This is a genomic window from Cytophaga sp. (assembly GCF_051961495.1).
Lineage (GTDB): Bacteria > Bacteroidota > Bacteroidia > Cytophagales > Cytophagaceae > Cytophaga.
In genome coordinates this window covers 1-8,240 of record NZ_JBQCDF010000006.1, presented here as the reverse complement: position 1 = coordinate 8,240, position 8,240 = coordinate 1, and the positions used below count along the sequence as shown (strand labels likewise).

2 protein-coding genes are annotated in these 8,240 nt (G+C 43.9%); both read left to right on the top strand.

Annotated elements, in window-relative coordinates:
* Positions 1-475, top strand: a 475-nt coding sequence (locus ACTHJT_RS00585) for a hypothetical protein (protein WP_440235611.1), incomplete at its 5' end; no start/stop codon positions are given.
* Positions 476-968: 493 nt separating this feature from the next.
* The gene (locus ACTHJT_RS00580) at positions 969-7,994 is read left to right on the top strand and encodes a beta strand repeat-containing protein (RefSeq protein ID WP_440235610.1); all 7,026 of its coding nucleotides are present in this window, start codon (positions 969-971) and stop codon (positions 7,992-7,994) included.
* Positions 7,995-8,240: the final 246 nt, after the last annotated feature.

The following is an 8,240-nucleotide window of genomic DNA, read 5'->3' as shown; positions in this document are numbered from 1 at the left end:
AGTAAGATTTATACCGGTAGCAGTTAAATTACCGGCAGATGGTAAGTATACGCTGACAATTGTGAATGACAATCCGGATCTGGAATATACATTGCTGGATAAGCAATTGGGCGTTGAGCAGGCAATTAATAAATCTTATTCATTTAACGGACTGCAAGCCGATGATGCGGACCGCTTTGAATTGCATTTGCGGACAACAGCAACAGGTATTCAAACCACAGGTAAATCCGGAGGCCTGGATATCAGTTCACGTGCAGGAGGCGGGTTCCATGTTCAGACACAACGTTATGCAGGTTCAGAGGCTGAAATTGAAATCATGGATATTACAGGTAATAGTGTAGATATGATTGCAGGTAAAAAGCTGGGAGCGGGTACAACATTTGTGCCGCTCGATTTACCGGATGGTGCTTATCTGATTAAAGTGCATGTTGGCTCAGAAACCTTTGCCGGTATGATAGTTCTGGTTAAACAATAAAGAAACGCCGGTTTAATCAGGATTCTTACAATACGTATAATCCTTGAGTGGATTATACGTCCTTATATATGGTAGAAACATTTGCAGTTGATAAGATTGATCACTGCAGATGTTTCTACTATTTTTTTTGATGTTTTGCTAAAATACCGCTGGTTCACGCGACCTAGCGGTTTAGCTCTATTTCTTTACTTTCCTTTCATCCGTACTCTTATTAATGGATAAACTTACATTTGATAAATAATTGTTTAAACAAATAATAGTGTTTTTTTAACTGAATGAGCTGGTTTTTCCCTTTTGACTTTACAATTGTAAAGAATAAGACAGTTTGTATAAGAACATATTACATACTGCTGAAATCGTTCAAAAAACCGATTTTGAGGCACTTGCGTTAGTTTTGTAAAAATCTGATGCTGTTTTACAGGGCTTTGTAAAAATAAGTCAAATCTCTTTAGCATAGCAAATGTTTGCAGTAAACGAACGTAATCAAATTATTATGAATACACTTATACACAACAGCGTGCCGGTTTTTAAAAAGATAGCTTTTACGTTATTGTTTTTAAGCACCTGCCTTTTGGCAATGGCTCAGCTGAACTCAACTTCCAGTCAGACAATTTCCACGTCGCAGACATATACAGGAGCGAGTACCATTTCTAATAATAGTACAGTAACTGTTTCCGGCGGAATAACAACCTTTACCGGGAGTTTAACTGTAGGAAATGCAACAGCGGGTTCTTTAATTATAAAGACCGGAGCGACCGTTATTGTGAACGGATTGCTTACAATCGGTACTACGACTAATGGTTCGGTTGTTGTACAAAATGGAGGGAAGCTGATTGTTAATCCGGGAGCTTCCAGCGGAACAGCAGCAATCAGTGTGAATAGTACGGCAACAACAGCATTCGATATTCAGTCAGGCGGTTCGGTAATTGTAAACGCCGGTTCTGTTTCCTCACTCCTGGGTTTGTATGAAACAGCGGCATCAAATGTATCCATAGCCGGGTCTATGCAGATTCGTGGGGGCGGTTTTAAGATGGATGGTACAGCGCAGTTGTCTTACACAGGCTCAGGAAATGATACCATTATAGGGCCTTCAAATGCCGGCGCTTATTTTACAGGAAGTACTGCATTAACTGTAGGCTCCGGTGTTAATTTATATGTCAGCGGCGATCTTAAGCATGATTCAAACAGCAGTCTTGTAATTAATGGAAATGTTTATGTAAATGGTAATTATCAATCCGGCAATAATACAGCTAATGTAACAGGTACGGGTACATTAAGCACCAGCGGTTCATTGGATGCTGATAGCTACCAGGGTTCTGTCTTTGGTCAGCGTTACAGTTGTACCACAGGACCTTGTTCCGGTAATAACCTTATTTCCTCAAATAACACCAACACTTGTAGTGGAGGAGTGGTTGCAATGACAGGTGTTGCCATATCAGGGGCAACCTATCAATGGTTGGTAAGTACAACAAGTGCCACCTCTGGTTTTTCTAACGTATCAGGTGCCACCGCACAGAATTATACTGCGACAGGATCTTCTTCTGTGCAATACACTTACTATAAAAGACAATATACACTCAGCGGACAAACATATAACAGTAATACGCTAACTATTACTTCAGCTTATTGGAGTAATGCTCCAACTGTAGCTGCGATTTCAGGAACAAATACGATCTGTGCCGGCGGAACAACAACACTTACAGATGCTACTGCCGGTGGCGTATGGAGCAGCGCAACTACAAGTGCTGCAACAATAAGTTCATCCGGAGTTGTCACAGGTGTTGCAGCGGGTACTTCAGTTATTTCATATACTGTAACTTCCGGAGGATGTTCAGGTGCACAGAATTATACAGTGACCGTATCCGGATCTACAACCATAACTTCACAACCGGTTGCGAACACCATTTGCGCCGGCTCAAATACAAGCTTTACCGTTGCTGCAACAGGTGCAGGGCTTACTTATATCTGGAAGGAAAACGGAGCTAACCTTTCCAACGGAGGAATTTATTCCGGAGCAACAAGCGCGACATTAACATTAACGGGAGCTACATCGGCACAGGATAATAAATCCTATTCTGTTTTTGTACAGGGAACCTGTGGTTCTGTGCTTAGTAATAGTGCTGTACTGACGGTGAATTCAGTACCATCGGTTACAGCTAAAACCGCTACGACATGCAGCGGAACAGCATTTTCTGTTACACCTACAGGTGTGCCTGCAGGTACTACATATACATGGACAGCGCCATCAGGAACTTCCTTCACCGGAGGAAGTGCACAGGCAAGCGGACAAACTTCCATCGGACAAACATTAACAAACACATCCACAAGCGCTGTTATTGCTACTTATACAGTTACACCGACGTCTTCCTGTGGCGCAGGAAGTGCATTTACAGTATCGGTAACAGTAAACCCTGCAACAGCAATTGCTGCACAACCGGCAGCCAGTGCTGTTTGCGCAGGAGCTACCACTGCATTCTCGGTTTCTGCAACAGGTTTAGGGTTAACATATATGTGGAAAGAGTCCGGTGTTAATTTATCCGATGGCGGCATTTATTCCGGAACAAGCACAGCAACACTTACTTTAACAGGTGTAACAAGTGCACAAAACAATAAATCCTATTCCGTGTTCGTACAAGGGACGTGCGGATCAGTATTAAGCTCAAGCGGGTTGCTGACAGTTACTCCAGCACCTACAGTTGTGTCCGGAACCAATTTCTCCACTTGCGCTACCAGCGGAGCTGTAAATATTACAGCAGGAGCAAGCGCAACAAACTATTCAAGTATTGCATGGTCGGTAAATGGAACAGGCACGATAGCCAATCCGAATTCATTAACAACAGCAACCTACACACCAAGTGCTTCAGATATTTCAGCTGGAAGTAAGATTCTGACATTAACTGCTTCCGGAAACGGAACATGTACGAATGTTACTTCAACAAAAACAATCACAATCAATCAGGTACCTACAGCAACTGCAGGTGGTTCTCAATCTGTTTGTCATACAGCAACAGCTACGGTTAGCGGTGCAAGTGCAAGCAACGGAACGATTGCATGGACAGAAGATGGCGCCGGTTCTATCACTTCAGGTGCAACAACATTGACTCCGGTTTATACTCCAACTTCTGCAGATATCGGAAATACGGTTACGCTTACAATGACTGTGTCAAATGCTCCTTGTGCCAGCGCGACAGCAACCTATACGGTAACCGTATATGGCGGCCAGATTACAACAACATTATCGGCATCAGGAACATATACGATGCCCGCAGGTGCTAAAGCTGCTGTTATAAAAGTCTGGGGCGCCGGCGGTGGTGGCTCCAAAGGCTATTCAAACCTTAAAGGTACCGGCGGCGGCGGCGGTGGTTATGCGCAGAAAACAATTCCGGTTACGGCCGGTGATGTGGTAACTGTTACAGTAGGTACCGGCGGTACAGGTGCAACGGTTTCCGGTAACGGGAATGCCGGCGCTGCTTCAACAGCTTCTATTGGTTCAACTACCATAACTGCTACAGGTGGTGCAGGTGGACAATCTTTTGCAACACCTTCAGGCAGCGGCGGAGCAGGAGGTACTGGTTCCGGTGGTGATCTGAGTTACTCAGGCGGTAATGGTTCTGATATCGTTGCTCCCAATTCAGCTTCTCCGGGTGGAGGTGCCGGTGCATCTGCAGGTACTGCAGCAAATGGAAACAATGCAGGAAATACGACACCGGGCTCAGGCAGTTCCGGCGGAACAGCTGTAACTGGCGGCGGGGCCGGTGGTGACGGTGGCGTAACAAATGCCAACGGAGCAATAGGTGGCTTACCAGGCGGCGGCGGTGGCGGTAATGCCGGTACAGGTAATGGCGGTAATGGTGCTAACGGCCAGGTAACAATTGTTGTATACTATACAAAAATAAGCTATTCAGCTACTTCATTCTGTAAAACAGTAACGTCTGATATTCCTACGGTATTAGGAATAACCGGTGGTACATTCTCATCTTCTTCAGGGTTATCAATTGTTTCAGCAACAGGTGAAATAAATCCAGGGACAAGTACTGCCGGGACCTATACGGTTTCATACTCAACTTCCTGTGGAGTTATTTCTACAACAACTGTAAAGATTACAGCAGCGCCAACAGCGGTTGCAGGCACAGCGGTTGCTACCTGTTCTTCAACAGGAGCCGTTAACATTACCGCCGGATCAAGTGCAGCAAACTACGCAAACGTTTCGTGGACAGTAAACGGAACAGGTACAATTACGAACGCTGCTTCATTGACAACAGCAACCTATACACCAAGTGCAGCAGATATAACTGCGGGAAGCAGAACACTGACATTGACAGCAGCAGGCAATGGTACCTGCGCAAGTGTTACTTCCACAAAAATAGTTACCATAACAGCACCGCCAACAGTGGTTGCGGGTACATCGGTTGCTACCTGTTCTTCAACAGGAGCAGTTAACATCACTGCAGGTTCAAGCTCTACGAATAATAGTGGTACAAACTGGACATGTAGCGGCACAGGTACATTTGCGAATCCGGCTTCGTTGACAACTGCAACTTATACACCGAGTGCAGCAGATATTACTGCCGGTAGTGTAACATTGACTCTTACGGCTATAGCGAACGGTACATGTACAAATGCAACTTCAACGAAAACAATAACAATTACCAAAGCAGCTTCAGTAGCTTCAGGTACTGCAGTATCGACTTGCGCCTCAACAGGAGCAGTGAGTATTACTGCAGGTTCAAGTGCAGCTGATTATAACACAATTACCTGGACATCCAACGGTACCGGTACAATTGCTAATGCGGGCTCACTTACGAATGCGACCTATACACCAAGTGCGACAGATATTTCTGCCGGAAGTAAAACACTAACCTTAACTGCAACAGGAAATGGCACATGTCCTGCAGTTACATCTACAAAAACAATTACCATCAATGGACAACCATCTGTGACTTTAGGTACATATCCGAGTATCTGTGCGGGTCAGGCATCTGCAAGTGTTGCTTATACATCTCCGGTGAATTCACCGGATCAATATTCAATTAATTGGTCTGACGCTGCGAATGCAGCCGGTATTACAGATGTTGCTTATTCAACATTAAGCGGAGGTACTATACCATTGACAGGATTGACATCAACAGCAGGCGTGTATGGTGCCGTAATTATGATCCGGAACAGTACAACCGGCTGTGAAACGATCTGCGCGGCATCCAGCTTGTGTGGCGTTGCAAACGAAGGCGGGTATATAATGATGACAGCCCCGGGCAATGGTACATTTGCAAAAGTTACCTTTGCGAGTTACGGTACACCGACAGGTAGTTGTCCAACGTTAAGTACTTCAGCATGTAATGCCGCAAATTCTGTATCTATTGTTGAAGCTGCAAGTTTAGGTAAAAATACCTTTTCGGTAGACGCCACAAATACTGTATTTGGAAATCCTTGCGGTACAACAGCAAAAACTTTAAAAATTAGCGTCCTGTATTCAAGCTTTGTATTGACGGTAAAAAACAATCCGGCAATCACCAGTACAGTATCATCAGGAAGATGCGGAACAGGCGCTGTTACAATCAGAGCAGCGGCCAGTGACGGGTCTGTGCTTTGGTATACAGCAGCTGCAAGCGGATCAAGTATATATACAGGAGAAAATTATACCATTCCTTCTTTATCGTCAACTACTACTTATTATGTAGAAGCAGTAGCCAACGGCTGTAAATCGGCTTCAAGAACCCCTGTTACAGCTACCATCAATATCTGTGCTGTCTCATGGACCGGTGCAACAAGTACAGCATGGACTACAGCATCTAACTGGAGTTATGGTTTTGTCCCGGCAGCATCCGATACTGCCATAATCCCAACCGGTGTTCCTTATTACCCGGTAATAGCAACAACTATGTCTGTTTACAAGCTACGTATCAATTCAGGCGCATCTGTAAGTGTTGCATCAACAGGAACGTTAAATGTGTATGGTGATCTGATCAATGAAGGAACATTATCAACAGTTGCAGGTTCTACGGTAGCTTTCAAGGGTAATACTGCACAGAAGATCACCGGCGTGCCGGTATTGTATAATGCAGTGATAAATAATACTGCGGGTGTTGCCCTTCAATCTCCACTGACTGTAAATGGTACACTATCATTGAGCAAAGGCGTGTTGACAACCAATTCTAACCTGACCATCAATTTTGATAATGGGGGTAACATCGGTTATTCTTCATCTGACCTGGGTAGTATTTCCGGTATGGTTACAGGCAGGAGAGATACTGTGGTTGCGAAGACACACTACATTGGCGCACCATTCAGCGGAGTAACCTCTGCGCAGGTAGCGGCAACGACACCGATCTATGTAAGCCCTTACTGGAAAATGTATAGCCGTACTTTTTCATCTCAAAACTGGGCGGCTGTTACAAATTCAACGACAGCCATGCCATTGGGCACAGGGTTCTCGCTATCACTTCCGGCGACAGCGCCATTGGTTTTCACCGGTACATATGACCATACCTTTGCTTTGACAGGTCCTGCGTATCCGAATACAGCAACGGGTAAGTATTTGTTGGTGGCCAACCCTTATCCTTCAACAATCGACTGGGATAATGCTTCGGGCTGGACAAAGACCAATGTTGGAGATGCTGTTTATTACTGGGATGCTGCAAACAATCGCGTAGCCAGTTATGTGGCAGGTGTAGGAGTAAATGGAGCAACAAGATATATTCCACCGATGCAGGCTGTATTGGTAGGTCTTACAGGGACAGGCGGCAATTCAAGTGTTTCTGTTAATAACGACGCTCGTGTGAATAATCAGAATCCAACATATTTGAGAACAGCAGCAGATGTTGTGATTCGTATCCTTATTCAGGATTCATCCGCAACAAAGAATGACGAAACGGTGATCCGCTTCAACGAAAATGCAACAAATGCATTTGATCAGCAGTTTGATGCACACAAGATTATCAATAATGCATTGATGCCTTCTTTATATACAACGGCAGGCAGTGAATTGTATTCAATCAATTCATACGCATCACCGGATTCTGCGAAGTTTATACCGCTGGCTGCAAAATTGCCGGCTGATGGTAAGTATATATTGACGATTACAAATGATGATCAGACATATGAATATGTATTGGTGGATAAAAAACTAGGCGTGGAGCGTACAATAAAAGAAGCATATACATTCAATGGATTGAAAGCAGATGATGTGAACCGGTTTGAGCTTCAGCTTCGTGTAACTGAAGCAACAACCGGCACCGGCACTACGGTAACAACCGGTATTCAGCCGGCAAGCAAAGCGGGTGGGGTAGCAATCAACTCAAGTACACGACCTGGTTTCTATATTCAGACACAGCGTTATGCAGGTATGGAATCAATGATAGAGATTCTGGACGTAACAGGCAACAGCATTACTACGATTTCTAATAAAAATCTGGAAGCGGGAAATACGTTTGTGCCTTTAGATCTTCCGGATGGCTCTTACATCGTAAAAGTACACTTGGGTGCTGAAATATATACAGGTATGATCGTCCTGATAAAATAATATTAGTCAATAAAATCGATTGTTTTAAAGCAATTGATTACATCTGAAGTAATAGATATTTAAAAGGAGTCCTTTGAAAATAGATTCAAAGGACTCCTTTTATTTTATTGAAAAAGTGAATGAATTGAATCAATAAATCGATTTAAACTGCAAAGGCTTAGTAAGAGATTGCCCGCCAGATTCAAAAAATAGATTCTTAAATTCTAATGAAATATTACATGAATCCATTTTTTTTGAAACTATTGT

Excerpts from the sequence above, each read along its gene's own strand:
- ACTHJT_RS00580 (WP_440235610.1), top strand. The coding sequence starts at position 969 with ATGAATACACTTATACACAACAGCGTGCCGGTTTTTAAAAAGATAGCT.